General features: G+C 33.7%; 29 protein-coding genes. 23 read left to right on the plus strand and 6 right to left on the minus strand.

The window, feature by feature from the left end; translation table 11 throughout:
• The first annotated feature begins 56 nt into the window (after positions 1 to 56).
• From gcvH to tsaB, 19 genes are all read left to right on the plus strand, one after another.
• Entirely contained in the window at positions 57 to 437 is a 381-nt protein-coding gene (gene gcvH, locus ES675_RS05115) for a glycine cleavage system protein GcvH (protein WP_066248165.1), read from the plus strand.
• Positions 409 to 813 (plus strand): VanZ family protein, encoded by a 405-nt coding sequence (locus ES675_RS05120; protein WP_148367288.1) that lies wholly within the window; start codon positions 409 to 411, stop codon positions 811 to 813. Before gcvH ends, ES675_RS05120 begins: the two co-directional genes overlap by 29 nt.
• Positions 814 to 872: 59 nt before the next feature.
• Positions 873 to 1,592, plus strand: a complete 720-nt coding sequence (locus tag ES675_RS05125; RefSeq protein WP_066248593.1) for an energy transducer TonB — start codon at positions 873 to 875, stop codon at positions 1,590 to 1,592.
• Positions 1,593 to 1,729: 137 nt separating this feature from the next.
• Complete coding sequence (locus ES675_RS05130) at positions 1,730 to 2,524, plus strand: energy transducer TonB (RefSeq protein WP_066248169.1); 795 nt, start codon at positions 1,730 to 1,732, stop codon at positions 2,522 to 2,524.
• 113 nt (positions 2,525 to 2,637) lie between these two features.
• Complete coding sequence (locus ES675_RS05135) at positions 2,638 to 4,743, plus strand: gliding motility protein RemB (RefSeq protein ID WP_066248171.1); 2,106 nt, start codon at positions 2,638 to 2,640, stop codon at positions 4,741 to 4,743.
• 60 nt (positions 4,744 to 4,803) lie between these two features.
• Positions 4,804 to 5,697, plus strand: a complete 894-nt coding sequence (gene cyoE, locus ES675_RS05140) for a heme o synthase (RefSeq protein WP_066248173.1) — start codon at positions 4,804 to 4,806, stop codon at positions 5,695 to 5,697.
• A gap of 2 nt (positions 5,698 to 5,699) precedes the next feature.
• Entirely contained in the window at positions 5,700 to 6,281 is a 582-nt protein-coding gene (locus ES675_RS05145) for a cytochrome c oxidase subunit 3 (protein ID WP_066248176.1), read from the plus strand.
• 137 nt (positions 6,282 to 6,418) lie between these two features.
• A complete protein-coding gene (locus ES675_RS05150; RefSeq protein WP_066248179.1) occupies positions 6,419 to 7,399 on the plus strand; it encodes a cytochrome c oxidase subunit 3 in 981 nt (326 codons plus the stop codon).
• Positions 7,400 to 7,420: 21 nt separating this feature from the next.
• On the plus strand, positions 7,421 to 7,801 hold the full coding sequence (locus ES675_RS05155) for a cytochrome C oxidase subunit IV family protein (RefSeq protein WP_066248181.1): 381 nt from the start codon (positions 7,421 to 7,423) through the stop codon (positions 7,799 to 7,801).
• Between the two features lie 58 nt (positions 7,802 to 7,859).
• A complete protein-coding gene (locus ES675_RS05160; RefSeq protein ID WP_066248183.1) occupies positions 7,860 to 8,579 on the plus strand; it encodes a hypothetical protein in 720 nt (239 codons plus the stop codon).
• Positions 8,563 to 9,318 (plus strand): SCO family protein, encoded by a 756-nt coding sequence (locus ES675_RS05165; protein WP_066248184.1) that lies wholly within the window; start codon positions 8,563 to 8,565, stop codon positions 9,316 to 9,318. The genes ES675_RS05160 and ES675_RS05165 overlap by 17 nt, the downstream gene beginning before the upstream one ends.
• Positions 9,318 to 9,851, plus strand: a complete 534-nt coding sequence (locus ES675_RS05170; protein WP_066248185.1) for a DUF420 domain-containing protein — start codon at positions 9,318 to 9,320, stop codon at positions 9,849 to 9,851. Before ES675_RS05165 ends, ES675_RS05170 begins: the two co-directional genes overlap by 1 nt.
• A 12-nt stretch (positions 9,852 to 9,863) precedes the next feature.
• Positions 9,864 to 10,085, plus strand: coding sequence for a hypothetical protein (locus tag ES675_RS05175; RefSeq protein ID WP_066248190.1), 222 nt, complete (start codon positions 9,864 to 9,866; stop codon positions 10,083 to 10,085).
• 222 nt (positions 10,086 to 10,307) lie between these two features.
• The gene (locus ES675_RS05180; RefSeq protein ID WP_066248193.1) at positions 10,308 to 11,009 is read left to right on the plus strand and encodes an ABC transporter ATP-binding protein; all 702 of its coding nucleotides are present in this window, start codon (positions 10,308 to 10,310) and stop codon (positions 11,007 to 11,009) included.
• Positions 11,002 to 12,231: an ABC transporter permease gene (locus ES675_RS05185; protein WP_066248195.1), complete on the plus strand. Its 1,230-nt coding sequence runs from the start codon at positions 11,002 to 11,004 to the stop codon at positions 12,229 to 12,231. The genes ES675_RS05180 and ES675_RS05185 overlap by 8 nt, the downstream gene beginning before the upstream one ends.
• A gap of 1 nt (position 12,232) precedes the next feature.
• On the plus strand, positions 12,233 to 13,477 hold the full coding sequence (locus ES675_RS05190; RefSeq protein ID WP_066248199.1) for an ABC transporter permease: 1,245 nt from the start codon (positions 12,233 to 12,235) through the stop codon (positions 13,475 to 13,477).
• Positions 13,478 to 13,538: 61 nt separating this feature from the next.
• The gene (locus ES675_RS05195) at positions 13,539 to 14,651 is read left to right on the plus strand and encodes an efflux RND transporter periplasmic adaptor subunit (RefSeq protein WP_066248202.1); all 1,113 of its coding nucleotides are present in this window, start codon (positions 13,539 to 13,541) and stop codon (positions 14,649 to 14,651) included.
• On the plus strand, positions 14,638 to 16,029 hold the full coding sequence (locus ES675_RS05200) for a TolC family protein (RefSeq protein WP_082985855.1): 1,392 nt from the start codon (positions 14,638 to 14,640) through the stop codon (positions 16,027 to 16,029). The genes ES675_RS05195 and ES675_RS05200 overlap by 14 nt, the downstream gene beginning before the upstream one ends.
• Before the next feature lie 4 nt (positions 16,030 to 16,033).
• Positions 16,034 to 16,711: a tRNA (adenosine(37)-N6)-threonylcarbamoyltransferase complex dimerization subunit type 1 TsaB gene (gene tsaB, locus ES675_RS05205; protein WP_066248205.1), complete on the plus strand. Its 678-nt coding sequence runs from the start codon at positions 16,034 to 16,036 to the stop codon at positions 16,709 to 16,711.
• A 3-nt stretch (positions 16,712 to 16,714) separates the two neighbouring features.
• Here tsaB and ES675_RS05210 read toward each other — a convergent pair whose 3' ends face one another.
• The 3 genes from ES675_RS05210 to ES675_RS05220 all read right to left on the minus strand — a co-directional run bounded on the left by ES675_RS05210 (position 16,715) and on the right by ES675_RS05220 (position 18,958).
• On the minus strand, positions 16,715 to 17,533 hold the full coding sequence (locus ES675_RS05210; protein WP_066248208.1) for a mechanosensitive ion channel family protein: 819 nt from the start codon (positions 17,531 to 17,533) through the stop codon (positions 16,715 to 16,717).
• 264 nt (positions 17,534 to 17,797) lie between these two features.
• The gene (locus tag ES675_RS05215) at positions 17,798 to 17,998 is read right to left on the minus strand and encodes a dodecin family protein (protein ID WP_066248211.1); all 201 of its coding nucleotides are present in this window, start codon (positions 17,996 to 17,998) and stop codon (positions 17,798 to 17,800) included.
• Positions 17,999 to 18,055: 57 nt separating this feature from the next.
• Positions 18,056 to 18,958, minus strand: a complete 903-nt coding sequence (locus ES675_RS05220; protein ID WP_066248217.1) for a NifU family protein — start codon at positions 18,956 to 18,958, stop codon at positions 18,056 to 18,058.
• A gap of 255 nt (positions 18,959 to 19,213) precedes the next feature.
• On the opposite strand from ES675_RS05220, the gene ES675_RS05225 reads away from it, so the two are divergent.
• The 4 genes from ES675_RS05225 (at position 19,214) to ES675_RS05240 (ending at position 24,235) form a co-directional block, all read left to right on the plus strand.
• Entirely contained in the window at positions 19,214 to 20,215 is a 1,002-nt protein-coding gene (locus tag ES675_RS05225) for a PorP/SprF family type IX secretion system membrane protein (RefSeq protein WP_066248222.1), read from the plus strand.
• 230 nt (positions 20,216 to 20,445) lie between these two features.
• Entirely contained in the window at positions 20,446 to 22,611 is a 2,166-nt protein-coding gene (locus ES675_RS05230) for a histidine kinase (RefSeq protein ID WP_066248225.1), read from the plus strand.
• A 72-nt stretch (positions 22,612 to 22,683) separates the two neighbouring features.
• A complete protein-coding gene (locus ES675_RS05235; protein WP_066248227.1) occupies positions 22,684 to 23,418 on the plus strand; it encodes a LytR/AlgR family response regulator transcription factor in 735 nt (244 codons plus the stop codon).
• A 301-nt stretch (positions 23,419 to 23,719) separates the two neighbouring features.
• Positions 23,720 to 24,235, plus strand: coding sequence for a gamma carbonic anhydrase family protein (locus tag ES675_RS05240; RefSeq protein ID WP_066248229.1), 516 nt, complete (start codon positions 23,720 to 23,722; stop codon positions 24,233 to 24,235).
• A gap of 75 nt (positions 24,236 to 24,310) precedes the next feature.
• Here the strand turns inward: ES675_RS05240 and ES675_RS05245 are convergent, their stop codons facing one another.
• The 3 genes from ES675_RS05245 to ES675_RS05255 form a co-directional block, all read right to left on the minus strand.
• On the minus strand, positions 24,311 to 25,516 hold the full coding sequence (locus ES675_RS05245; protein ID WP_066248231.1) for a TlpA family protein disulfide reductase: 1,206 nt from the start codon (positions 25,514 to 25,516) through the stop codon (positions 24,311 to 24,313).
• A 38-nt stretch (positions 25,517 to 25,554) separates the two neighbouring features.
• Entirely contained in the window at positions 25,555 to 26,334 is a 780-nt protein-coding gene (murI, locus tag ES675_RS05250; RefSeq protein WP_066248234.1) for a glutamate racemase, read from the minus strand.
• Positions 26,335 to 26,396: 62 nt separating this feature from the next.
• Complete coding sequence (locus ES675_RS05255) at positions 26,397 to 26,906, minus strand: OmpH family outer membrane protein (RefSeq protein ID WP_066248235.1); 510 nt, start codon at positions 26,904 to 26,906, stop codon at positions 26,397 to 26,399.
• Positions 26,907 to 26,929 lie beyond the last annotated feature (23 nt).

Below are 26,929 nucleotides of genomic sequence, written 5' to 3' on the forward strand. Positions count from 1 at the left end.
GTATTAGTTTGAAAATATAAAGCGAATAAATACATTTGTAAAAAAATATAATAATTATGAATATTCCAGCCGAATTAAAATATACAAAAGACCACGAGTGGGTTAAGTTAGAAGGCGATGTTGTAACAATTGGTATTACAGATTTTGCGCAAGGCGAATTAGGTGATATTGTTTATGTTGAAGTTGAAACTGTAGACGATACATTAGAAGCAGATGAAATTTTTGGTTCTGTTGAAGCTGTAAAAACAGTCTCTGATTTATTCTTACCAGTAGCTGGTGAAATTATTGAATTTAATGAAGCGCTAGAAGATGCTCCAGAAACTGTGAATTCAGATCCTTATGGCGCAGGTTGGATGATTAAAGTTAAGTGTTCTAATGTGTCAGATGTAGACGGACTTATGTCTGCAGATGACTATAAAGCGCTTATTGGTGCTTAAAAAGTACACATTATTAATCTCTATAGGTTATAGCGTATCGTTATTAGCGTTGAGTTTAATGACATTAGATTTTGATAAGATTCAAGATTTTGCACCAACCTTTGGAGATAAAATATTTCATTTTGTAGCTTATGGCTTGTTAACATGGACCTGGTTTTATACCTTCCATATTAAGTATAAGTATTCAAAACTTAAGGCATTAATACTCGTGTCAATCGCTAGTATTATCTTTGGTACAATAATTGAAGTATTACAAAAAGAATTAACAAACACACGTTTTTTTGATTGGTATGATATTACAGCAAATATAGGAGGTGTCCTTATTATAGCTTCTATAGTACTCTTCAACAAAAAAAGTGACGTTAAATACTATTAATCGTTTGTTTAATTACCAATTTATTGGTTATTTTAGCAAGCAGTAATAAATTTAAAACTATGGAACCTAAAAAAAATCCGAAAGCAAATGTTGGTAGAAACAGTTCACTGTTCTTTGCCATTGGTTTAGCATTGATGTTGTTTTTAACAAATTATGCTATTAACTATAAAACCTATGATAAAGAATTGATAGATATCGGTACTTTAGATATGGGTGATGATTTAGAAGAAGAAGTTCCAATTACTGAAACCATTGCTACACCACCACCACCACCACCACCACCTGCAGCGCCAGAAGTGATTGAGATTGTGGAAGATGATGAAGAGGTTGAAGAAACCGTAATCGAATCAACGGAAACAAGTCAAGAAGAAGAAATTGTTGAAATTGAAGAGGTTCAAGTAGAAGAGGTAGAGGAAGTAGAAGAAGTTCCGTTTGCAGTTATTGAAAACGTTCCAGTTTTCCCAGGTTGTGAAAGTGGAAACAATGAAGCTAAAAAAGCATGTATGAATAAAAAGATGAATGATTTCATCGCAAAAAAATTCAACACAGATTTAGCTCAAGAACTAGGTTTATCAGGAATTCAGCAAATTCGCGTATTCTTTAAAATTGATAAAAACGGTGATATTATAGATGTAAAAGCAAGAGCACCACACCCAAGTTTAGAAAAAGAAGCGATGCGTGTAATTGGTTTACTACCTAAAATGAAACCAGGTAAACAACGTGGAAAAGCAGTAAGAGTACCTTACTACTTGCCTATAAAATTCCAAGTTCAAGATTAAGCAAAACACCTATTTTTATATAAAATCAAAATCCCGTTACTAATTCAGTAACGGGATTTCTTTTTTGGTACGCTTATTGCTTTTTTAACATAATATTAACTTGCTTGCCGTCCGGTAGACATCTAAACTTTAATATTATGAACTTTTTAAACAAGAAGAAAGGCAACACTCTGCAAAGTGAACCTTCCGTAAAAAAACATCATAAGCATGATGTAAATTTACAAAAAAACGCAACTATTTACTTTCAAGTAGGTTTAATTCTCTGTTTGCTTTTTGCGTATGGATTATTGGAAATGAGTTTTCAAACAGTAGATACAACTATTCCGGAAATGGGGTTTGTGGATGAACCACCAACTGAATTCTCAATGGATAGTTATCAGGTATACAAAGAACCTGTAGACGAACCAGTTGTTGAAAAAAAGAAAGCACCAACAGATTCTCCAGTATTAGAAGTAATAAAAAATACGGATCCATCAACTGAAACGACGGATACTTTTTTAAGTGAAGTCACATCAGATGCAAAACCAAATCTGAATGCTAGTGATATTCACGTTGTTGATCTTCCAGATGATCCCATCAATATTATGTTGGTGGAAAAGGTGCCTGTTTTCCCCGGTTGTGAATTGGCAACAAACAATGAACAACGTCGTGCGTGCTTAAATGAAAAAGTAACTAGCTTTGTTAAGGATCAATTCAATACAGACAAAGGGCAAGCTATAGGATTGCAAGGTTTACAACGAATTTTTGTCAATTTTAAAATCACTAAAAATGGTGATATTGAAATTTTAAAAACACGAGCGCCACATCCAAATTTGGAAGCAGAAGCGCAGCGTGTTGTAAATAAACTTCCTAAAATGAAACCAGCACAACATGGTAATAAAAGTGTGGACGTGCTTTATACCTTACCAATTGCTTTTCAAGTAGAATACTAATTGCCATAATTTTTTTATAGGAATGCCGTTATTATAGAAGCTATGATAACGGCATTTTTATAGGCGTATTATTAAAAAAATAGTATCTTTCAACACTCATAAATCCATACTTAATGAACATAAAGAACTTCTGTATTATTCTGCTTCTTTTACTTCAATGTAGCATTTTTGCGCAATCAAATAAATTTTACGAAAAACCACCCGTTTTTCCAGAATGTGAATCGGAAGATATTAATACGCTTCAAGCCTGTTTTGATAATCAAGTGTTCAATAACGTATTTAATAACTTTAACGTTCCTGATGTCGTTTCGGAAGAAAACTATCAAGGTGATGTGGTTATTTTATTCGAAGTTGATAAAGAGGGAACTTTTCGAGTTATTTATGTAGATGCCATTTATTCCGAACTGAAGGATGAAGCCAAGCGGGTTTTTGATGAATTCCCAAAAATTAAACCAGCAACCTACAATGGCAACCCAACCTTTAAACAATATTCTTTTGCTTTAAAAATTCCATTAGTGCAACAAACCGTTGCTACAAAAGATTTATCGAAAGATGAAGAGTTAGCGGAATTAGAACGTGGTGCCAAGCAGGAATATGATAGTGTAAACGCGAATTTAAAGCCATTTTCTAATAAGGAATATACTAGTCAATTAAACATTCCTTTTACGCATGAATATTATTCGCGTTTCGGTAGAAGCATTAATTTAGTTGGTACAAATAGCCATACAAGTTCCAAACCTTATATGTATGAAGATGTTTCAAAATACTATGATTTTGAAGCAGAAAAAGAAGCCCTAGCAAAAACCAAATCCTCTTTTGCGGGACGAAAACTTTGGAATGAACGTTTGGTTCGTGTGGAAGGAGAGGACTATTGGTTTGCTGTAGATCCTATTTTCGATTTTCAAGTTGGAAAAGATACCGAAGCCGATTTTAGTTCTACTTATAATAATACAAGAGGTGTAAACATTCAAGGGGGTTTAGGAAAAAAGTTTAGCTTTTATGCTTCAGTCTTTGAAAGTCAAGGACGGTTTGCGCAATATTATAATCAATATGCCGAATCTATAAAGGCAGCGGATGAAGTTGCCATTATCCCAGGACGTGGTATTGCCAAGCGTTTTAAAGAAGACTCTTATGATTATCCCGTAGCCGAAGCATATTTATCTTTTACGCCTGTGAAATTTTTTAATGTCCAGTTCGGTCAAGGTAAAAATTTCATTGGTGATGGTTATCGCTCATTATTTACGAGTGATGTAGCAAGTCCGAATCCATTTTTAAAGTTGAATACAACGTTTTGGAAAATAAAATATACCAATACATGGATGTGGTTAAAAGATTCAAGACGAGATGTTATTGATCCGGAAGGTGCTTATTTAAGCAAATATATGGCAACGCATTTTTTAAGTTGGAATGCTACCAAACGTTTAAATATTGGATTCTTTGAATCGGTTATTTGGGCAAAGTCTGATAATCGCGGATTTGATGTTAGTTATTTAAACCCAATTATTTTTTATCGTGCTATTGAGTTTGAAACGGGTCAGGATGCTGGAAATGCTGTTATGGGATTATCCGCCAAGTACAAGCTCAATGATAATATGAACCTATATGGTCAATTTATTTTAGATGAATTTTCCCTGTCAGATATAACAGGCGGAAATAAAAGCTGGAAAAACAAATATGGCTATCAGTTAGGAATTAAATACTATGAAGCCTTTAAAGTGAAAAACTTGATGTTACAGGCGGAATATAATCGTGTGCGTCCTTATACGTATTCTCATAACACGGTTGTGTTAAACTATGGACATAACAATCAAAGTATGGCGCACCTTTGGGGAGCTAATTTTAGCGAATTGGTATTAATTGGCCGTTACCATTATAAACGTTGGTTTGGAAATGCTAAATTGGTGATGGGTGAACGTGGTATGGATTTTAATAATGGTGTAGACAACTTTAGTTATGGAGGCGATATTTACCGTGATTATAACGAAAGACCTTATGATAATGGTGTTACAGTAGGGCAAGGAAACAAGACGACTACTATGTTTGCTAATTTGCAAGCGGGTTATTTAATAAATCCAGCGACAAATTTAAAGTTGTTTGCAGATGTTACCTTTAGAAACTTTAATCCAGATACCGTAAATGCAACAACTTTTAAAAGTAATACGGTTTGGTTTAATATCGGAATTCGTACGGATTTATTTAATTGGTATTTTGATTTGTAGAATTAACTTTTCAAGGTATCTTTGCACTCGCAATAAACGCGTAAAAAGCAACCCATTACTTTGAGTAAGCAAGCCACTTTACCGGTTAAACATTCGATACTTTCTGATTTTAAAGAAATCACGAAAATGCGCTTATCATTAAGCGTCGTATTTTCTTCAATTGCAGGTTACCTTTTAGGTGCCGAAACAGTCGACTTTACAATACTTTTTCTATTAGCTTTAGGTGGTTACTTTATGGTAGGTGCTTCCAATGCATTTAATCAAATTATTGAAAAAGATTTGGACGCCTTAATGGATCGTACAAAAAACAGACCTGTTGCAGCTGGCCGTATGTCTGTGAATGTTGCTTTCGCAATTGCTTGTCTTTTTACTATTTTAGGAATAGGCATTTTGTATTCAATCAATCAGCAAACTGCTATGTTTGGTGCAATTTCAATCTTTTTATACACATGTGTTTATACACCATTAAAGACAAAAACGCCTTTATCGGTTTTTGTTGGTGCTATTCCTGGAGCCATTCCATTTATGTTGGGTTGGGTAGCGGCAACAAATAATTTTGGTATTGAACCGGGAACCTTATTCGCCGTTCAGTTCTTTTGGCAGTTTCCACATTTTTGGGCTATTGGTTGGTTTTTATTTGACGATTATAAAAAAGGCGGTTTTTTCATGCTCCCAACTGGAAAGCAGGATAAAGGTACAGCCAAGCAAACCATTATGTATACGGTGTGGACCTTGTTGGTATCCATTGTTCCCGTATTTGGGTTTACCGGACGATTACAATTGTCTATTGTAGCCGCAGTAATTGTTTTCATGTTAGGATTAGGCATGTTGTATTATGCTATTCAACTGTATAAAAAAATGAGCGTACAAGCAGCTAAACAACTTATGTTATCAAGTGTGCTGTACATAACCTTATTACAAATAGTCTACGTAGTAGATAAATTTATTAGATAACCATGGATTTAACCCAAGGAACTTTAGAGGAGAAGAAAGGCAGAGCAAAAAAAATGATGCTTTGGTTTGGTATATTATCATTAATCATGTCATTTGCTGGCTGGACTAGTGCGTTTGTAGTGAGTAGCACGCGGCCAGATTGGGCAGCAGATTTTCAATTACCTCAAGCGTTTTTAATTAGTACTATCGTTATTGTAATTAGTAGCATTACGATTTGGATGGCCAAGCGCAGTATGTCTCAAAACAATAGACAAATGACAACCGCTTGGTTGTTATCCACATTTGCTTTGGGCATTGTTTTTATTTACAACCAATTTGTAGGCTTCCAGCAAATTATAGAATTAGGGTATAATTTTACGGGACCAACGAGTAATATTACCATGAGTTATATCTATTTGATAGCTGTGGTGCATATTTTACACGTAGCGGTAGGGTTAATCTGCCTGTTGGTCGTAATTTATAATCATTTTAAACAGAAGTACACATCGAGCCAAATGTTGGGGATTGAATTGGTCGCAACTTACTGGCATTTTGTAGATTTACTTTGGGTCTATCTGTTTTTATTTTTATATTTTGTAGGCTAAATTAATGAGCTAAATACCTGTACAAAAACAGCTATTTGCTAATATCTGCTACATAAGCCTAAAATTTTAGAGTGGATGTTTCTTTAAAAAGATAAATTGATTATTTTTGTGCAACTTTTATTAACTAAACCTGACATATGAGTACTACAGTTGTAAAAACTGGAACAGAAGGTAAAACCTGGGGTGGCGGAAACGATCCACTAAAAGCAAGTTACGGTAAAATGATGATGTGGTTTTTTATCGTATCAGATGCCTTGACGTTTTCGGGATTTTTAGCAGCCTACGGATTTTCCAGATTTAAGTTTATTGATTCTTGGCCAATTGCCGATGAAGTCTTTACCCACGTACCGTTCTTACATGGACAGGAATTACCTATGATTTATGTGGCGTTTATGACGTTTGTCTTAATTATGTCGTCCGTAACTATGGTATTAGCTGTAGATGCAGGTCATCACATGAATAAAGCGAAGGTAACCATATACATGTTTCTTACCATAATTGGTGGTATTATATTTCTTGGTTCTCAAGCCTGGGAATGGAAAACGTTTATTCAAGGAGATTATGGAGCCATTCAAACAAATGGTGGGCGTATCCTACAGTTTGTTGATACAGATGGGAATCGCGTAGCTTTAAAGGATTTTGTGGTAGCAGAGCCTACGGATCGTGTTGCCCATGAACGCAAAAATGGTTTATGGTATGTTCAAGAAGGAACCTTACCAACATACACTTTGAGTGAAGTTATTCACGGATTAGAATCCCATGAGAATATATTAGTTAGAACACAGACATTAACGGAGTCAGGACATAAAACGGTTCTTTCTAGAGGTGAATCTTTACAAAAACTAAAAAAAGACGGAAAGGCCGTTGTTGAAGGCGCCAATCTAGTGGTTAACGAATATGGAGCACCTTTATTTGCTGATTTCTTTTTCTTTATCACAGGATTCCACGGATTTCACGTATTTTCAGGTATCTTAATTAATATCATTATTTTCTTTAATGTTATTGTAGGAACTTACGAAAGAAGAGGAAGTTATGAAATGGTTGAAAAAGTAGGTCTTTATTGGCACTTTGTAGATTTAGTTTGGGTATTTGTATTCACATTCTTCTACCTTGTTTAATTATAGATAATACAGTTAAAAATGGCAGACGCACATAAATTAGAAATATTTAGAGGATTAGTAAAGTTTAAATCTAATACTCAAAAAATTTGGGGAGTATTAATATTGCTTACCATAATTACAGCAGTTGAAGTTGTTTTAGGTATTTATAAGCCTGAAGTATTAATGGGTCATATTTTGGGAATGAAAATTCTGAATTGGATTTTCATTATTCTAACTATTGTAAAAGCTTATTATATTACTTGGGATTTCATGCACATGCGTGATGAAACAGCAGCATTAAGACGCATGATAGTTTGGACAGCAGTTTTCCTAATATGCTACTTAATGTTTATATTACTTCAAGAAGGTGGATATATTGAAAGTGTATTTTCCAATGGATTTGTAAAACAAGATTTTTAATACAGTTAAATGTTCTATAAAAGGCGGTTTTTAAACCGCCTTTTTTTATTTTTGCACTATGAGAAAGCAGCAAATAAAAAGGAATCTTATTCTGGGAGTGTTATTTTTTCTGCCAGTCATGTTTGTACTGGTACTTTCCCTTTCAGAAGACAATTATAACCCCTTAGATATCATTAACAAAAATGTTGTTGAGCTGCCTCCAAACGCAGAAAACATCATTCTTCAGGATCATATTACCGTATTGGCTTTTTTCGGAAACAAACCCATGGATATGGCTGTAGCCGCTTCCAACCTTAAAGAGTTAGTTTACGATAAATTCAAAGGCTTCAAAAAATTTCAAATCGTCGTGTTGGTTCCTAATAGTGCGGAAGTCGAAGCAGAAGCGTTGTTTAAGGAAATAGCGCGTTATGAAGATTTGCGTTTTTGGCATTTTGTTCCTTCAGATGAAGCCGCTATTCAGAAAACCTTTAATAGCTTAAAAGCATCCTTTAGCTTATCAGATAATTTGGCATCGGATAATGTGTTTCTTATAGACACCGAACGTCATCAACGTGGTCGTTTAGATGATAGAACAGATCAACAAAAAGGAAATAATGCTGCTATTTATGGTTTAGATGCTTACAACTGCATTCAAGTAGCTGTCATAAAAAATAAAATGAGCGCCGAAGATTTACGGGTTCTTTTTACTGAATATCGTCAAAAACGTAAAGGTAATTTCGACTCGGAAACACGACGTGCTAACGAATTAAAACCTACAAGTCATGAGCAAAAAAACTAATTATTCTTATGTTGGTATCGCCTTTGTAATTCTAGTTTTTGGAATTTGGTTTATACCGCGAATAGTAGACCGTATTACCCATGGTGATACCGTAAGAAATGATAACAGGAGTGAACCAATTTCTAAAACGGACTTCTCCAAAGAAGAATCGTCAGATCTTGTTTTTATAAAAATTAATGGAACGCCTAAAAAAGTACCTGCTTTTAGTTTTACCAATCAACATGGCGAAACCATTACAGAACAAGACTATTTAGGAAAAGTATATTTGGTTGAATTCTTTTTTACCACCTGCCCAACCATCTGCCCAAGAATGAATAAAAACTTGGTTCAAATTCAAAATAAGTTTGAAGGAATTGAAGATTTTGGTGTGGCATCCTTTACAATTATGCCTAAGGTGGATACCCCAGAAGTTCTTAAAGCGTATACCGAAGAATATGGTATTACCAATCCAAATTGGAATTTAATGACAGGCGATCAAGATGCTATTTTTGAATTGGCAAACATAGGTTTTAATATTTTTGTTGGTGAAAATGAAACCGTTGAAGCTGGATTTGAGCATTCAGGAAATTTCGCTTTAATTGATAAAAATGGGTTTATCCGATCCAGACAGGATGATTTTGGTAATCCAAAAATCTTCTACTCTGGTATTATCAGTGAGGAAGAAAAGGTAGATGAAGACGGTTTTAAAGAAGAAATAAGCATGTTGAAAACCGATATTGCTAAATTGTTAAAGGAATAATGAATCAGAATTTAAAAGCAGAACAAAAGTATAACAAGTGGATTATTGTCCTCTCTGTGGTTATACCTATTGTTGTAGCCATTTTATTTGGTGTTAAAATACCAAATGTGGAACCGCTTATGTTTTTACCACCAATTTATGCCACGACAAACGCTATCACTGCTTTTGTTTTGGTTACTGCATTTTGGGCTATTACGAATGGGAAAATAAAACTGCATGAAAAACTCATGAAGTTCGCTATTCTGCTTTCAGTTGCTTTTTTGGTTATGTATATGGCGTATCATATGACGAGCGACTCTACTAAATATGGTGGAGAAGGCTTTATGAAATATGTATATTATGTTATTTTATTTTTACATATTATTTTGTCCATTGCCGTTATTCCATTTGTATTGATAACTTATGTACGTGCCATTACTAATAATATAGAACGTCATAAAAAAATAGCGCGTATTACATTTCCACTTTGGTTATTTGTAGCTATTTCCGGCGTGGTGGTTTTTATTATGATTTCGCCTTATTATGTTTATTAAATATATTATCACATGAAAAAAGCATTCATTATTACCTGTATTTTAATGTTGTTTTTCACATTGCCAGCCGAAGCACAATGTGCTATGTGTCGCGCCGTTCTAGAAAGTGAAGAAGGTCAAGCCCAAGCCGAAGGTATTAACAATGGAATTGTATATTTAATGGCTGTACCTTATATTTTAGTTGGCGGTATCGGTCTTCTTATTTATCGCAGCTATAGATCCAAAAAGAATTAATTACGCTATTTAGCGGTTTTAGATAGTATTCAAGTTACGATAAATCCGCTGATTAAATTTGCTGGGGCAATTCAAGAAATAACGGCCTAGATATCATTTATTTATAAAAAGTTTAACAACACTTAAAAAGGGTACGATTAAAATATATCTACTTTTGTTGTAACATTTTTCACTTTTATAAGTCTTACTTGTAGAATAGAATTTAACCAACCAACGTAAATTATGCTAACTATAAGCAAATTGCACAAATCCTACCCAATAGGTGATTCCAGTTTACATGTATTAAAAGGTATTGATCTTTCTGTTAAAGAAGGAGAAATGGTTGCCATTATGGGATCATCTGGTTCAGGTAAATCTACCTTATTAAATATTATTGGTATGTTGGATGAAGCTGATGAAGGTGAGTATATTCTTGATGGTGTTCCCATTAAAAATCTAACCGAAAAAAAAGCAGCAATCTATAGAAATAAGTTTTTAGGATTTATCTTTCAATCTTTTAACTTGATTAATTATAAGAATGCTATTGAAAACGTAGCACTTCCATTATACTACCAAGGTATGAAACGTGCGGAACGTCAAGAATTAGGGATGTTCCATTTAGAAAAAGTAGGACTATCTAATTGGGCACATCACTTACCAAATGAATTGTCTGGTGGACAAAAACAACGTGTAGCTATTGCGCGTGCTTTGGCTGCAAACCCAAAATTACTTCTTGCCGATGAACCAACAGGTGCATTGGATACAACAACATCTTATGAAATTATGGCCTTCATTCAGCAGTTAAATGATGAAGGAAAAACCATTCTAATGGTAACGCATGAAGAGGATATTGCCAATATGTGTAAACGTATTGTCCGTTTAAAGGATGGTGTTATTATGGAAGATGTTTTTGTAGAACAAGTTAGAGCAGAACAATATGTTTGATTTAGATCTTTGGCGCGAAATATTTCAGAGTATCAATAAAAACCGAACGCGGAGTTTACTTTCAGGGTTCACGGTAGCCTTTGCTATTTTGTTATTTGCCGTCCTTTTTGGTCTAGCTAACGGACTGCAAAACACCTTTGCTGATGCCTTTAATGATGATGCTAATAATTCCATCATGATTTATTCGGGAATGACTACTAAAGCCAACAAAGGACTTCAAGCAGGTAGACGTATTCAGTTTAAAAATGAAGATTATTCCTATGTTAAGGATGAATTTGATGACAACGTTCAATTTATAACATCTAGAATCTATAGAAATGTAACAGCAACATTCAGAAATGAAAAAGATAGTTATTCTGTGCGTGCTGTTCATCCAGACCATCAATATTTAGAGAAAACAATTATCGATCAAGGACGATACATTAATGAATTGGACGTGAGAGATCATACAAAAGTGGTTGTTATTGGACGTTTGGTTGAAGAAGATTTGTTTTTAAGAACAACCGCATTAGGGAAATATATTAACCTAGATGGTATTCCGTATAAAGTAGTTGGTATTTTTTCGGATGATGGCGGCGATAATGAAGAGCGATTAATTTATATGCCCATTTCTACAGCACAACGGTTATATGGTAATACAGATTATGTGGATCAAATTAACTTGACTTATAACCCTGAAATGGATTACGACCAAGCCATTGCTTTTGGAAGAACGCTAACTAATAAAATGAAAAATCGTTTTGATGTTGCGGAAACCGATCAGCGTGCTATTCGTGTCCAAAACATGGCAGAAGGAACCAAAGCTGTTGAGCAAATGACAACCGCTTTAGGGTTCATCATTTTTGTAATTGGTTTTGGAACCTTAATAGCAGGTGTCGTTGGTATTAGTAATATTATGATTTTTATTGTAAAAGAACGTACTAAAGAAATTGGAATTCGTAAAGCATTAGGTGCTACACCACGTTCTATTGTATCTATTATTTTAATAGAATCTATTTTAATTACCGCCATTGCAGGTTATGTTGGCTTGTTATTAGGTGTCGGTGTATTGGAGCTTGCTGCGCCAACATTGGAAACGTATTTTATTAAGGACCCAAGTGTACAACCTTCATTAATTATTGCAGCAACTATTACACTTATTTTAGCGGGTGCTATTGCAGGCTATTTGCCAGCTAAAAAAGCATCTGAAATTAAACCCATTGTAGCACTAAGAGACGACTAATATGTTTAAATTTTTAACAGATAGAGATACTTGGCAAGAGGTTTTTGATAGTCTTAGTAAAAATAAACTACGGTCTATTTTAACCATGGTAGGCGTCTGGTGGGGAATTTTACTCCTTATTGGTCTTCTAGGTTCTGCCAAAGGAATTGAAAATGCGTTTAACCGTTTGTTTGGTGATTTTGCCACAAACAGTGTATTCGTTTGGGCGCAAAGTACTAGCAAACCTTTTCAAGGCTTTCAGGAAGGAAGGCAAGTTAAACTGACATTAACCGATGCTAAAAAAGTAGAAGAGAATGTAGAGGGTATTGAGTTTGTTGTGCCAAGAAGCCAAAGTCAAGCTATGGTTGTTCGAAATTTTCTCTCGGGAACTTTTGGTATAAATGGCGATTATCCTTTGCTAGATAAAGTTCAGAAGAAGAAGTTAATTCACGGTCGCTTTATCAATCAAAACGATATGGATGCCAATAGAAAAGTCGTTGTCATTTCAGAAGATGTTTACAAACAACTTTTTGAAAAAGATGTACAAGCAGTTGGTGAGTTGATTCAAATAAATAGTATGAATTTTATGGTGATTGGTGTTTTTGAAGTTGGTAATATTAATATGGGACCATCAACGGATATGCATATTCCATTTACCACCTTTCAGCAAGTTTATAATCGCGGTGAAAACATCAGTTGGATGATGATTACTGGGAAACCTGAATATAATATCAAACAAATTGAAGAAGACTCCAAGCTCATTTTAAGAAACTTAAATAACGTGCATCCTGAAGATAAACGTGCCTTTGGAAGTTTTAATTTAGGTAAAGAGTTTGCAAAAATGACAGGCTTTCTATCCGGTATGCAGTTTTTAACATGGTTCGTAGGTATTGCAACCCTTATTGCGGGTGTTTTTGCAATTGGTAATATTCTATTAATTACCGTAAAAGAACGAACCAAAGAAATTGGTGTGCGCCGTGCACTAGGAGCCACGCCTTATGAAATAAAACGGCAGATTTTAGTAGAGGCTGTTTTCATCACCTTACTTGCGGGATTCTTCGGAATTATTAGTGGTGGATGGATTCTGATAGCATTAGATGCCGCATTTGGGCAAGGTCCAGACGCTACCATGGTAAATGCATCTGTTTCCATTTCAGTCGTATTTATTGCATTGCTCATTTTAGTTGTTTTAGGAACTTTAATCGGACTGATCCCAGCATTTAAAGCTACCAGTATTAAACCTATTGAAGCATTGCGCGAAGAATAAATTTATAAAATCTAGATATCATAAAACCAACCGATCAATTAAAAATAATAAACACAATCAAATGAATAAAGCAGTAAAAATAATCATTGGCATCGTAGTCTTAGTACTATTTGTTTGGGTAATTAAATACTTTAAGGACTCTAACTCCAAAGGTATTGAGGAATTTAAAACAGAAACACCATTTTTCACATCTATAAAAACAAAAGTGGTTGCAACTGGGAAATTAAACCCTGAAGAAGAAATTGAATTGAAACCGCAAATAGCTGGAATTATTGATAAGATTCTTGTTGAAGAAGGTGATATCGTTAAGAAAGGCGATTTAATAGCTAGAATTCGTGTTGTACCAAACGAACAAAGTTTAGTAAGTGCAAGAAGCCGAATTAATAGCGCACAATTATCTTATGATAACTCCAAAACCTTATACGACAGAAATAAATCCCTTTTTGAAAAAGGTGTTATTTCAAAACAAGATTTTGAAAACAGTGAGTTGTCCTTAAACCAAGCTAATGAATCGTTACGTCAGTCACAAAACGATTTTCAAATTATTAAACAAGGTTCATTATCTGGAGGCGGTTCTGCAAACACCAATATTGTAGCACAAATTCCTGGAACAGTTTTAGAAATTCCTGTACGAGAAGGCGATCAAGTAATTGAGTCTAATAGCTTTAATGCAGGGACAACTATTGCAACCATTGCAGATATGAGTAAAATGATTTTCGAAGGAAAAGTTGATGAATCTGAAGTAGGAAAACTAGAAGAAGGTAAAGATATTATTGTGGTTCTAGGCGCTATTAATCAACAAGAGTTTCCATCTAAATTAACGTTTGTAGCACCAAAAGGAATTGAAGAAAATGGTGCAGTTCAATTTACTATTAAGGCAGACGTAGAAGTTAATCCGTCAGTAAAAATTAGAGCTGGTTACAGTGCTAATGCTGAAATTGAAATGGAAAGTAAAGATAGCGTAATGGTTGTAAAGGAAGCCTTATTACAATTCAATCGTTTTACTGAAAAGCCATTTGTAGAAGTTCAAAAGGAAGATGGCACCTATGAAGAGAAGTATGTTGAATTAGGTATTTCTGATGGAATAAACGTTGAAATCACTGATGGTGTATCGGAAACTGATAAAATAAAAGTTTGGAACAAAGCAAAAGAAGATAACAATGATGAAGATTAATAAAGTACTAACCCTTTCGTTTTTAACGGTTGTTTTTTCTGTTAGTTCGTATGCACAAGAAAAAGTTTGGACGTTGGAAGAATGTGTAAATTATGCATTGGAAAACAATATTACAATTAAGCAAACCGCACTTGATACGGAATTAGCAGACGAGAATTTGGTAACGGCTAGAGGTAACTTTCTGCCAACACTAGATGGAAGCGCTAGTCAAATCTGGAATTTTGGATCATATATTGACCGAGATCAAAGACGGATATCTACGGATTCGAGAGGTAATAGCTTTGGATTAAATGCTGGAGTAACTCTATTTAATGGATTTAGAAACACTAGTGTTTTTAAACAAGCTAAATTAGGTGTAGAATCTAGTCAGTTGCAATTAGATATTTTAAAGGATAATATTTCTTTGAATGTTGTAAATCAATATTTAAATATTCTTTTAAATAAGGAGAATTTAAAAGTGGCTCGTGAACAAATTCTAATTTCTGAAAAGCAGGTAGGTCAGTTGTCCGAGTTAGTTGAGGCTGGTGTTCGTCCGCGTGCTGATTTATATGAGGTAGAAGCCCAATTGGCTAGTGATCAAGAACGCTTAATAAATACGGAAAATAGTGTGGATTTAGCTCTTTTAGCTTTAGCCCAATTGTTACAGATTTCTCAAGATGGTTTTGATGTTGAAGCAATAGAATTGACACTGCCAGCTGTTTTAGTGCAAAAAAAGACTACAGATGACATTTATGATTTTGCTGTTCAGAATAGACCGGAAATTAAACAAGCTGAATTGAATATTGAAAACGCACAATTGGATGTAGATATTGCCAAAAGTGCTTTTTATCCAACGTTTACTTTTGGAGCTGGTTTAAGTACCTCCTATCAGCACAGTCAAGGTCAAAAAGATGTTCGACCAGTATTGGAAGATCCTAATGATCCAACGAACTTAAATATTATTTTCATACCAAATGGTTTTGGTCAGCAATTAGAGGATAATTTGGGTTATAATGTGGGTTTCAGATTAAACATTCCAATTTTCAATGGTTTTCAAACTAAAGCTAATGTAAACAGAGCAGTTATTAATAGTAAACGAATCGAATATTCATTAGATCAAGAAAAGCAAGATTTACGTACCAATATTGAACAAGCTTATGCCGATGCTAAAGCGGCTTTTAAGCAATTTGAAGCATCTGAAACGTCATTAAATGCACAAGATGAATCGTTTAGAAATGCACAAGACAGTTATAATTTAGGCGTTATGAATGCTTTTGAATTTGAGCAAGTAAGAAACCGTTTGGTAAATGCACAAGCAAACGTAATTAATGCGAAATATAATTTTGTATTCAAAACGAAAGTATTAGATTTCTATTTAGGAATTCCTTTAACAGAATAATGCCGTGGCAATAATATTAAGTATAGAAACAGCAACAACAAATTGTTCGGTCTCTCTTTCAAAAGAAGGAGAGACTTTTGCTTTAAAAGAAGATTATAATAATGGTTTTTCGCATGCGGAACGTTTACATATTTTTATTGATGACATTCTAAAAGAAAACAACATTGATAAATCGGAAATCGATGCCGTAGCCATAAGTAAAGGTCCTGGGTCTTATACAGGCTTACGGATTGGTGTTTCGGCCGCAAAAGGCTTGTGTTTCGCTTTAAATATCCCGCTGATTAGTGTTTCAACCTTGGAAGCTATGGCGCATCAAGTTAAAATATCGGAAGGTGTTATTATTCCCATGTTAGATGCCAGACGCATGGAAGTTTATGCCGCGGTTTATAATGCGAATTATCAACCCATTCGCGGTATTGAAGCAGAAGTGTTGGATGAAACATCATATGCTGAATTCCTAGACAAAAGCCAGGTCTATTTTATAGGTAATGGTGTAGAAAAAACAAAAACACTTATAGCACATAAAAATGCCGTTTTTGTAGAGAACAAGTTGCCATCAGCCAATGAAATGGGTGTTTTGGCTTTTAATAAGTACAAAAAAAGCGACACCGAAGATGTCGCTTATTTTGAGCCTTATTATTTAAAGGATTTCGTGGCTATTAAACCAAAATCTAAAAAATAGGTATTAACCTTCTTTATGAATTTCAACTTGGTGTGGGTAAGGAATATCAATTCCAGCCGCATCAAGAGCTTCTTTTGTTTGCTCCATAACATCAAACTTAACGGTCCAATAATCTTCTTTCTTAACCCATGCACGCGTAAAGAAGTTGATGGAACTATCGGCCAATTCAGATACATTTACAGCAGTAGCCGGATCTTTTAAAACTAATGGATGCGAATTAATGACACCAAAAAGAACCTCTTTGGTTTTCTTTATATCAGAATCATAGCCAACACCAAACGTAAAATCTACGCGACGTGTATCTTCTACACTATAATTTATAATGTTTCCATTTGAAAGCGCACCATTTGGAATAATGACTTCCTTATTGTCCGTTGTATTTAGTTTGGTTGTAAAAATTTGAATTTCTTTAACCGTACCACTTTCACCTTGAGCTTCAATAAAATCGCCAATTTTAATAGGTTTGAAAATCATTAAAAGAATTCCACCGGCAAAATTTCCTAAAGAACCTTGAAGCGCTAAACCAATGGCTAAACCAGCAGCAGCTATAATAGCAGCAAATTGCGTTGTAGGAACGCCTAATGTCCCTAATAAGGTAATAACTAATAATATTTTTAAAATGGCACTAATTAAATTTAGAAGAAATTTTTGCAGGCTTAATTCATATTCCCGCTGCTCCATTATTTTTCTTGTGCCTTTAATAATTTTCTTAATTATCCAAGAACCGACAATCCATATAACAATAGCTCCAATAACTTTTAACCCGTATGTAGTGGCAAATGCAATGCTTTGCTCTATCCAGTAATCTAAATTTTTATCCATAATTTGTTTTAGTGAGATTAATTAAGTCGCAAATTTAAGGATTATCTCTCAGTTCTAAAAATTATAGAAATTTAATATAATGATTAGCAAGCAGATAAAAAGAAAAGGATTTATTCTCTTTTTTTAAGGGGTTTAATTCGAATTGGGAAATGGAAAACAGATACAAAAACCATACGTGCAAAGAACCACGTATTAGGTGTGGCAATGCATTTGAGATTTAAGCATAAAAAAACGCCCTAAAAAGGGCGTTTCAAATAATCGTTATTATTTAACCTCGAAGGTTATTTTTATATTCACTCTAAACTCGGTTACGTTATCACCATTTACAATAGCACTTTGTTCTTTTACATAAACCGAACGAATGTTTTTTACCGTTTTTGATGCTTCTTTAACTGCTTTTCGGGTTGCATCTTCCCAGCTGGTATCAGAATTTGATAATACTTCAATAACTTTTAAAATAGCCATAATATTGTTTTTTTAAGTTTAGCTATTAAGTTACTAATTATATTTCGGAATATAAAATTATCCATTTAAAGCTTCAACCGTTTCCACACGGCCCTTAAGCATTTCTTTCAGCATGTTTTCAATTCCGTTTTTCAATGTAAATGTGGACGATGGACAACCACTACAAGCACCTTGTAAAATAACTTTTACCGTTTTCGTTTCTGGATTATACGATTCAAATTGAATATTTCCACCATCACTAGCAACGGCAGGTTTGATATATTCTTCTAAAATATTTATTATTTCTTTGGACGTATCATCGCGTGATTCATAAGTCTCGTCAAGTTTTTCATTCGTTTTATTTAAAACTTCTTGCGCATTGGAATTAACAATTTCTTTGCCATTTTCAATAAACGATCGGATAAACTCGCGTACTTCCATAGTAATGGTTTCCCATTCTGCCATGTCATATTTAGTTACAGAAATGTAATTATCTTCCATAAACACACTTTTCACAAATGGTAAATGGAATAATTCTGTTGCTAAAGGTGATACTTTGGCGTCGTCTATAGATGTAAATTCATAAGTTGCAGTCACTAATTTCTTATTAGCTACAAACTTAATTACAGCAGGATTAGGTGTGCTTTCTGCGTAAACCGTAATAGGTACTTTTTTTACGGTTGTGGTATCTGTAATAACCACGGCACCCGAATTTAAGTATTCAGTGATTTGTTCTGCAACTTCCTCTTGAACATCAGACCACTCAACAATATTAAAGCGTTCAATAGCTATAAAATTGCTTGAGATATAAACCTTCTTCACAAAAGGTAAATAAAATAATTGCTGTGCTAAAGGTGAGTTTTTGGCATCATCAATATTATTAAATTCAAAACTTTGGTGCTTGGTTATAAACTGATTAAGTTCAAATTTTACAATTGTATTATTGGAAGTTTCTTGAATGGAAACTGTATATGGATTCATGATAAATATATTTTTTGCAAAAATACTAAAAGAAAACTATAGATATCCATATATTTGAGTTTTAATGCTCGGTAAAGGAGAGTTTATAACTTGTGAATTTCATGAAAATTGATAAGGTTTAACTTTTGTAATGGAGTGATAAAAAGTAATTTTTATATATTTGGTCGCGGATTTATAATTTTATTATGAAAACCGAGTTTTATATAAGGATAAAGATTTAGTGTGGTTTTACCAATCTACCTTCAAAAAAATACTATGAGAATGAAAAGGTTTATTTTAATAGCAGTTGTTGCCTTTTTTACACAGTTTGTAAAAGCCCAAGAAGGACTTCCTATTTATACCGATTATCTAACAGATAATTATTATTTAATTCACCCGTCTATGGCTGGTGTTGCCAATTGTGCTAAAATACGTATGACAGGTAGACAGCAATGGTTTGGTCATGAAAACGCGCCAAAACTGTTAACCGTTAGTGCTAACGGTAGAATAGGTGAATCTAATTCTGGAATAGGCGCCATTTTTTACACAGATAAAAATGGGTACCACTCGCAAAATGGTGCATATTTAACGTATGCTTACCAATTAATGTTTTCCAGAAATGAAGTAGATTTAAACATGCTTTCTTTCGGTTTAAGTGTTGGAGCTATTCAATATAAATTAGACGAAACAGCTTTCTTAAATGAATTACCAGATCGTATTATTTCAGGAATCGAACAAAGTTCAACCAATTTTAATATTGATTTCGGATTTTCATATTTCTTGTATAATTTTTACGCTCATGCTACTGTAAAAAATATTTTAAACAATGAAGGGATTAATAACGATATCGAAATTACTAGTAATTTAAGACGTTATTTATTCTCTACAGGGATTGTTTTAGGTAAGTTTGGTAGTGAATGGAGTTATGAGCCATCTATTATGTTTCAATATAAAGATGGTACCAAAGAATCATCCATTGACATCAATGCGAAGGTTTACAAAGAAATGGATTTTGGAAAACTTTGGGGAGGGGTATCCTACCGCCGTAGTTTAGATGGTGCCGAATATATTGATGGCGGAAGTGTTAATAGCCAAAAATTACAATATATTTCACCACTTGTAGGTGTTAACTTTAAAGAGTTTATGGTTGCATATACCTATTCATACCAATCAAATTCAGTTGTATTTAATAATGGTGGTTTTCACCAAATAACATTAGGTTATAACTTTGGTTGTAGAAAAGAACGTTACCACTGTAACTGTCCTGCAATTAATTAAGATACACTATTCAAATAATTTAAAACTCGGAACAACCTTCCGAGTTTTTTTATGCTGTTTAATTTTATTTGTATAAAATTCAGAATGTGTGAAAGCCCTATTTTAATTAGGGAATGGATTTAATCAGTTTGTAAACGACGCTTTTTGACTTAAAATCTTCTGTATTTTTACAAATACGTATTTTATTTTACCGCTTAAAGTGCGTAAGTTTATACGAGCAAATTTTAATAATGAAACCCATTTTAACGTCCCTTTTGTTTCTGTGTTTGTGCTTCAGTCCATACATAGGCTTTACGCAAGAAACTCCAACATCATCCAATAGGCAACAAGCTGTTTTTACGGTTCGTGGTTCGGTATATGATGCGGAACTCAAACAGCCTATTCCACAAGTTAATATTGAAGTCAATGGTGGTGCATATACCACAACAAATATGGCTGGTGAATTTAGAATTCAAGTGAAAGCAGGCGATGAATTAGTTATTAAACATAAAGATTTCCAAACCGTTTACTACACCATAAGAGATAACGAACGCATAAAAATTGAAGTACGAGCTAATGAGCAAACCTCTGAAGCACCAAAGAAAATACAGCAATTAACATTTAATGCCTCTATTGATTCTGCTGAAACTTATTTAAAGACAGATATAGAAAAAAGCTTACAATTTATCACGGAAGCGCTTTCTAAAAGTCGCTCTACTGACGAAAATTCTGAAGTATATGAAGTTTTAGGTGATGTATATGTCCATTGGAAACAATATGATTTAGCAATTAGCAATTATCGCATAAGCCTTCAGAGTATTAAATTTCACGCTGTTCAGTTGAAATTAGCGAAAGCTTATTGGTACAATAAAAGCTACCAGGAAAGTATTGCGGCATACCGAGATGTTTCAAAATCCGATTTAAGTAATTGGCAACAGGTTGTTTTACAGGAAGGGCTTGGAGATACTTATAATAGTATCCATGACTATCCGCAGGCTTTAAAGGCCTATAATTCAGCTTTAGAGAAAGCAAATCAATATAAAATAAAAGCCAAAATAACTGATCTCAATTCGAAAATAGCCCAAGTGTTGAGTGAAACTGGGAATGAAAAAGAAGCTGAAGATTATTTTGATAATGCTTTAAAATTAGCGTCTCAAGAAACCGAATCACGAGCCGTGGAGGAGAAGGTAAAAGTGGCGGATTTCAAAAATAGAAGTCAAAACTTTTCTGATGAAATTGAACTGCGTAAACAAGCCATTCAGACTATTCAAAATATTGAAATAGATTCGGCTATCGGCAATGAGAGTTCTTTAACTGTTCAAAAGCAAAACTATAAAATTGGAAATGCCTATTATTTAAAAAAGGATTATAATAGCGCTAAAACCTATCTGGAAAAAAGTATAGATGAAGCCAGTGCAAAAAATGATTTAGTGGTTGCCAAGGATGCCAAGCGAAAACTATCAGAGGTTTATAGTAGTTCTGGCGATTATGATAAGGCGCTGGAAACCTACAAAGAATATACAGATTTGGTGGAAACCTTGTATATTAAAAAGGAGCAAGAAATAATTCAAGCGGCACGTTTTAGCAAAGAAATTGCTGAAAAACAAAACCGGATTACTAGTTTGGAATCCGATAGGCAATTATCAGAAAGTAAGTATCAATTAACTTCAGAACGTAACAAGCGTCAGCAGCTCATTATCTACTCCCTAATTGGTGGTTTGTTGTTGCTTTTGGTTACGGCTTATTTTATGTATAAATACATCAAACAACAACGTTTGGCAAATAATTTATTAGCTTTAAAATCGTTGCGTAGTCAAATGAATCCGCATTTTATTTTTAATGCCTTAAACTCCGTGAATAGTTTTATAGCGTCTAATGATGAGCGCACAGCTAATAGATATTTATCCGATTTTTCCCAGCTCATGCGTTCTGTTTTAGAGAATAGTGAAGCCGATTTTATTCCCTTGGAAAAAGAAATTGCGTTATTGGAACTCTACACGAAATTGGAGCATTTCCGATTCCAAGATAAATTTGATTATGAGATAACCGTATCTGATAATGTGGTTGTTTCCGAATTTCAAATTCCACCTATGCTATTACAACCGTATATAGAAAATGCCGTTTGGCATGGTCTACGTTATAAAACAACCAAAGGATTTTTATCAATTAAAATCGATAAAAAGAGCGAAACAGAAATTACGATTACCATTTCAGATAATGGTATTGGACGAAATCGCTCTAAAGATTTAAAAACCGATAATCAGAAAAAGCACAACTCACAAGGCATGAGTAATATTAAAAAACGCGTGTCTATTTTAAATGATATGTATCAGGATAAAGTAGATGTAACCATTTCCGATTTCCAGGATTTAGAAGATGCAGGAACCCAAGTGATAGTCACGTTGAAAAAGGATTGATTTTGAAATATTAAACAGTGCATAAATTACAAATATAAAAATAAAGATTCCCAAATCTGAAAAAATAAAGATATGAAACTAAGAGCCATAATAGTCGAAGACGAACATACCAGTCGTGATATTTTAAAAAATTACTTAACGCGATACTGTCCAAATGTTCAGGTTTTAGGTGAAGCAGAAAACGTAGAGGAAGCACTCGTTTTAATTAGAAATAACGAATTAGATTTGGTATTTCTAGATGTAGAAATGCCTTATGGAAATGCCTTCGATTTATTAGAAAAAGTAGGCGATATTAATTTTGAAACCATATTTGTAACCGCTTATAATCAATATGCTATGGATGCGTTAAATGCACATGCATCGTATTATTTAATGAAGCCTATTTCTATTGATGAATTGATAAAAGCTGTGGATTATGTTACAGAAATTAAACAGAAAGAATCCGCACTTCAAGATCAGGTTTTAGTCCCTAAAATACATGCGGTAGCTGGAAAAATAACCATTCCACAGCAAGATGGATTTGAAGTCATTAACACAGTTGATATTTTATATTGCAAAGCCGATGATAACTATACGGAGATTTATTTAAACAATGAGAAAAAGAAATTGGTAAGTAAGACTTTGAAGTATTTTGAAGATGCGCTGATGGATAGTCACTTTTCACGTGTGCATAAATCCTATTTAGTAAACGTCAACGAGATTGTAAAATACGTGAAAGGAAAGGGTGGCAGTGTGGTGTTGAGCAATGGCAAACAAGTGAGTGTTTCGGCTTCTAGAAAAGCGGAATTGTTGGCTTTCTTTAAATAAAATTCCTGCGAAAGCAGAAAATCGAAGATTCAGTGGAGCTAATCTCATAGCTTTAAACACAGCACTTCAAATTAAACACAAGCATTTACCATTTCAAGCGAAGCGAGAAATAATAATATAGATTATATATTTCACATGATTTCCAAACCTAGCAGTCCAAGATAGCTATCGGGATTGGAAAGCTGATAGGCCTTTTTCAAAGTAATTCAAGAAAAGTAGAAATTTTAATCTCAAAAATAATCCTACATTAGCAATACATTGAACGAATCCCGAAAACACAATTTTTAAAAACTAAACCATTATGCCATTAATAAAACCCGTAAACGGAAAAACGCCAAACATACCAACCGATTGTTATATAGCCGAAAACGCAACCATTGTTGGCGATGTTTCAATGGGCTCAAACTGTAGCGTTTGGTTTAATGCGGTTATTCGTGGTGATGTCCATTATATCAAAATGGGAAATAAAGTTAATGTTCAGGATGGTGCCATTATTCATGCTACGTATCAGAAATCGCCAACCACAATAGGAAACAATGTATCCATAGGTCATAATGCTATTGTGCATGGTTGTACCATTCATGATAATGTGCTTATTGGCATGGGTAGTATAGTCATGGATGATTGTGTTATTGAAAGCAATAGCATTATTGCAGCAGGTGCGGTGGTTACAAAGAATACACATGTAGAATCAGGTAGTATTTATGCAGGTGTTCCAGCTAAAAAAGTAAAAGATATTAGCAAGGAACTGATTTCAGGTGAAATTAATAGAATAGCCGAAAACTACGTGAAATACTCGGGTTGGTTTAAATTGTAGATAATTTTTCCAATAATTTAGACTTTGATGACATGCTATTATTGAGTTTTTAAAACGGTATTGTTTTTTGATAGATTAAATTTTTTGAAAGGTGTAAACTTTAGTTTTAGCCTGACTATTCTTAATGCTTAAACCGCATTTCAATAGGCTTTCCGTAATCGTTCTTTCTGACGAGAAATCTATTTCAAAATCAAAATAATTTGTATTTCTTGAATTAAAGTGGTAAAAATGAGTTGTGTTTTTGTTTAGTGCTTCTGCTAATTCCTTAATGGTTTGTTTGTATAATATACTTTTATTTTCCCCAAGCTTCAATGTAGATGTTGTTTCTACTTTTGTTTTCGGAAGTAAACTTGAGTTTTCTATTGTTATTTTTTTAACTGGAATTATTCCAGAACCCGAAATTTTCTTAAAACCAGTATGGCTTAAAATATCTAGTTCTAATTTAGCTAAAGCTTCTTGATTAACTGTCGTGTTTTTATATAGAATATCGTAAGTTTTTATGGTGTCTTGAGGGTTAATGTTTATTTGGTTGGATTTATACCCTAAACTTAACAGAATATCCTTAATATTAACAGCGCTTAAAAGTGACAATTTGGATATTCTTGGTGCGCTCTTAATTTGATAAGTAGATTTGGATGATTCTTTAATATCTAAATAATAATTAATACTATCATTCTTGCCTAAATACAAAAGCATATTTAATGGACTTTTAGATTTGTTTTTATATAGTGAATTATATATTTGATTATCATCTTCATAAATTGTTTTTTGTTCTGTAAATAGCGTATCCTTTAGAAAGTTTTCTAAAACAATTTCATTAAGTTGACTAGCAGTTCCAATCCATCTTATATAACCATCTTTACCAATTAAAATTGTAAGAGGTAATCTTGTTATTCCTGTTTTTCCATCACCATAAGCTATTTGTGTTTGGTTTTTGGTGTCGGAAACCACTATTGATTTGAAATGAATACGTTCTAATAATTTTTTAACTTTTAACGGTTCTTCATTGGTTATAGACATGAAAACTAAATTTTCGTAATGACTAAACTTACTTTGTAAATCGTTAAGATGTGGCACATTCTTTAAACATGGTGCACACCAAGTTGCCCAAAACTCCAGAACTATATATTTATTGTTAAGATTTTTATCATTGGGTACATTAGCAATCCAATCGGTTACTGAAATTGATGGAGCCTTTTGTTTTGTTGAAATATTATCTTGACTGAAGATACAACTTGAACCGGAAATTAGAAATAAAAGAAATAGGATGTTTTTTAACATTATAGGAGGTATTATGATTACTATTTATGTTATTTTTCTTAAAATTCCAAATAAGAAATATCATGATTACCACCTAAAAGCTTGGTAATAACCTCTGTACTTGCATTGGTGTGAAATTGCGACTTCCCTTTAGTCATAGAGTTATTTAGTAAATCGTTCTCTTTTAAAACGAGTTCTGTTTGTTTGGCAACCGCTTCTCCAGAGTCTATAATTTTAACATGTTCAGGCAATAATTGTAAAAGCTGTGGTAATAAATAGGGGTAATGCGTACAACCTAAAACCAGATAATCAATATTGGCGTTAATCAAGGGTTGTAAATAGAGTTTCAATAAATCAGTCATTTCAGACGAATCCAATTTGCCAGACTCAATTAATTGTACAATACCTTCGCCTTCTTGTTCTATAACTTGTATATGCCGACTATATAAATCCGCTGCTTGATGAAATAATTCGCTAGACAAGGTGCCTCTAGTGGCAAGAATACCAATGGCTTTGGTTTTAGTATTTAAAGCTGCTGGTTTAATGGCAGGTTCAATACCTATAAAAGGAATTTGAAATTTTTCGCGTAATATTTTTATGGAATTGGTTGTAGCCGTGTTGCAGGCCACAACAATGAGTTTGCAACCTTTAGAAATTAAGTGCTCGGTGTTTTTAATACTTAATTGAATAATTTCCTGCTGCGTTTTAGTGCCATAGGGCGAGTTTTTACTATCAGCAAGGTAAATGGTATTCTCATGTGGTAAACGCAGATGTAGCTCGTTCCAAATGGACGTGCCACCAACACCGGAATCAAATATGCCAATAGGTTTTGTGCTCATATACCAAAAATAAAAAAGCCACTTGATATAAGTGGCTTTTTGTAGAATATTTTAAAAAAAGATTAGATACCTAATGCTTTCTTAACATCGTCTAATAAGTTTTTACCGTCGGCCATGATTACACCACCACCTTGCGTAGAATCAAGTACATACTCAAAACCTTGAGCTCTTGCTACTTTTAAGATAGCTGCTTTTGCTTTTTCAGTAATAGGCTTTAATAAGTCTACTTCTTTCTTTTGCATGTCTTGTTGTGCAGTACCACGATATTGTTGGATGTTTTGCTCCATAGTTTGAACTTCAATCAAACGTTTTTGGTTTTCTTCATCCGTTTTTGTTGGTGCTTCAGCTTCGTATTGCTTCATTTTATTTTGGTATTCAGTTACCATAGCTTTAATATCAGCTTCATACGTTTTGCCTAATTTTTCCATTTCAGATTGTGCTGTTGACATTTCTGGCATAGATTTAATTAAATCTTGTGTATTAATGTGAGCAACTTTGCTTTGAGCTTGTGTAAAACTGGTTGCTCCAATAAATAATGCTGCTGCAAATAAAAGGGTTTTGAATTGTTTCATTTTAAAAATAGTATTAATGTGTG

The organism is Algorimicrobium algoritergicola (assembly GCF_008086165.1).
Lineage (GTDB): Bacteria > Bacteroidota > Bacteroidia > Flavobacteriales > Flavobacteriaceae > Algorimicrobium > Algorimicrobium algoritergicola.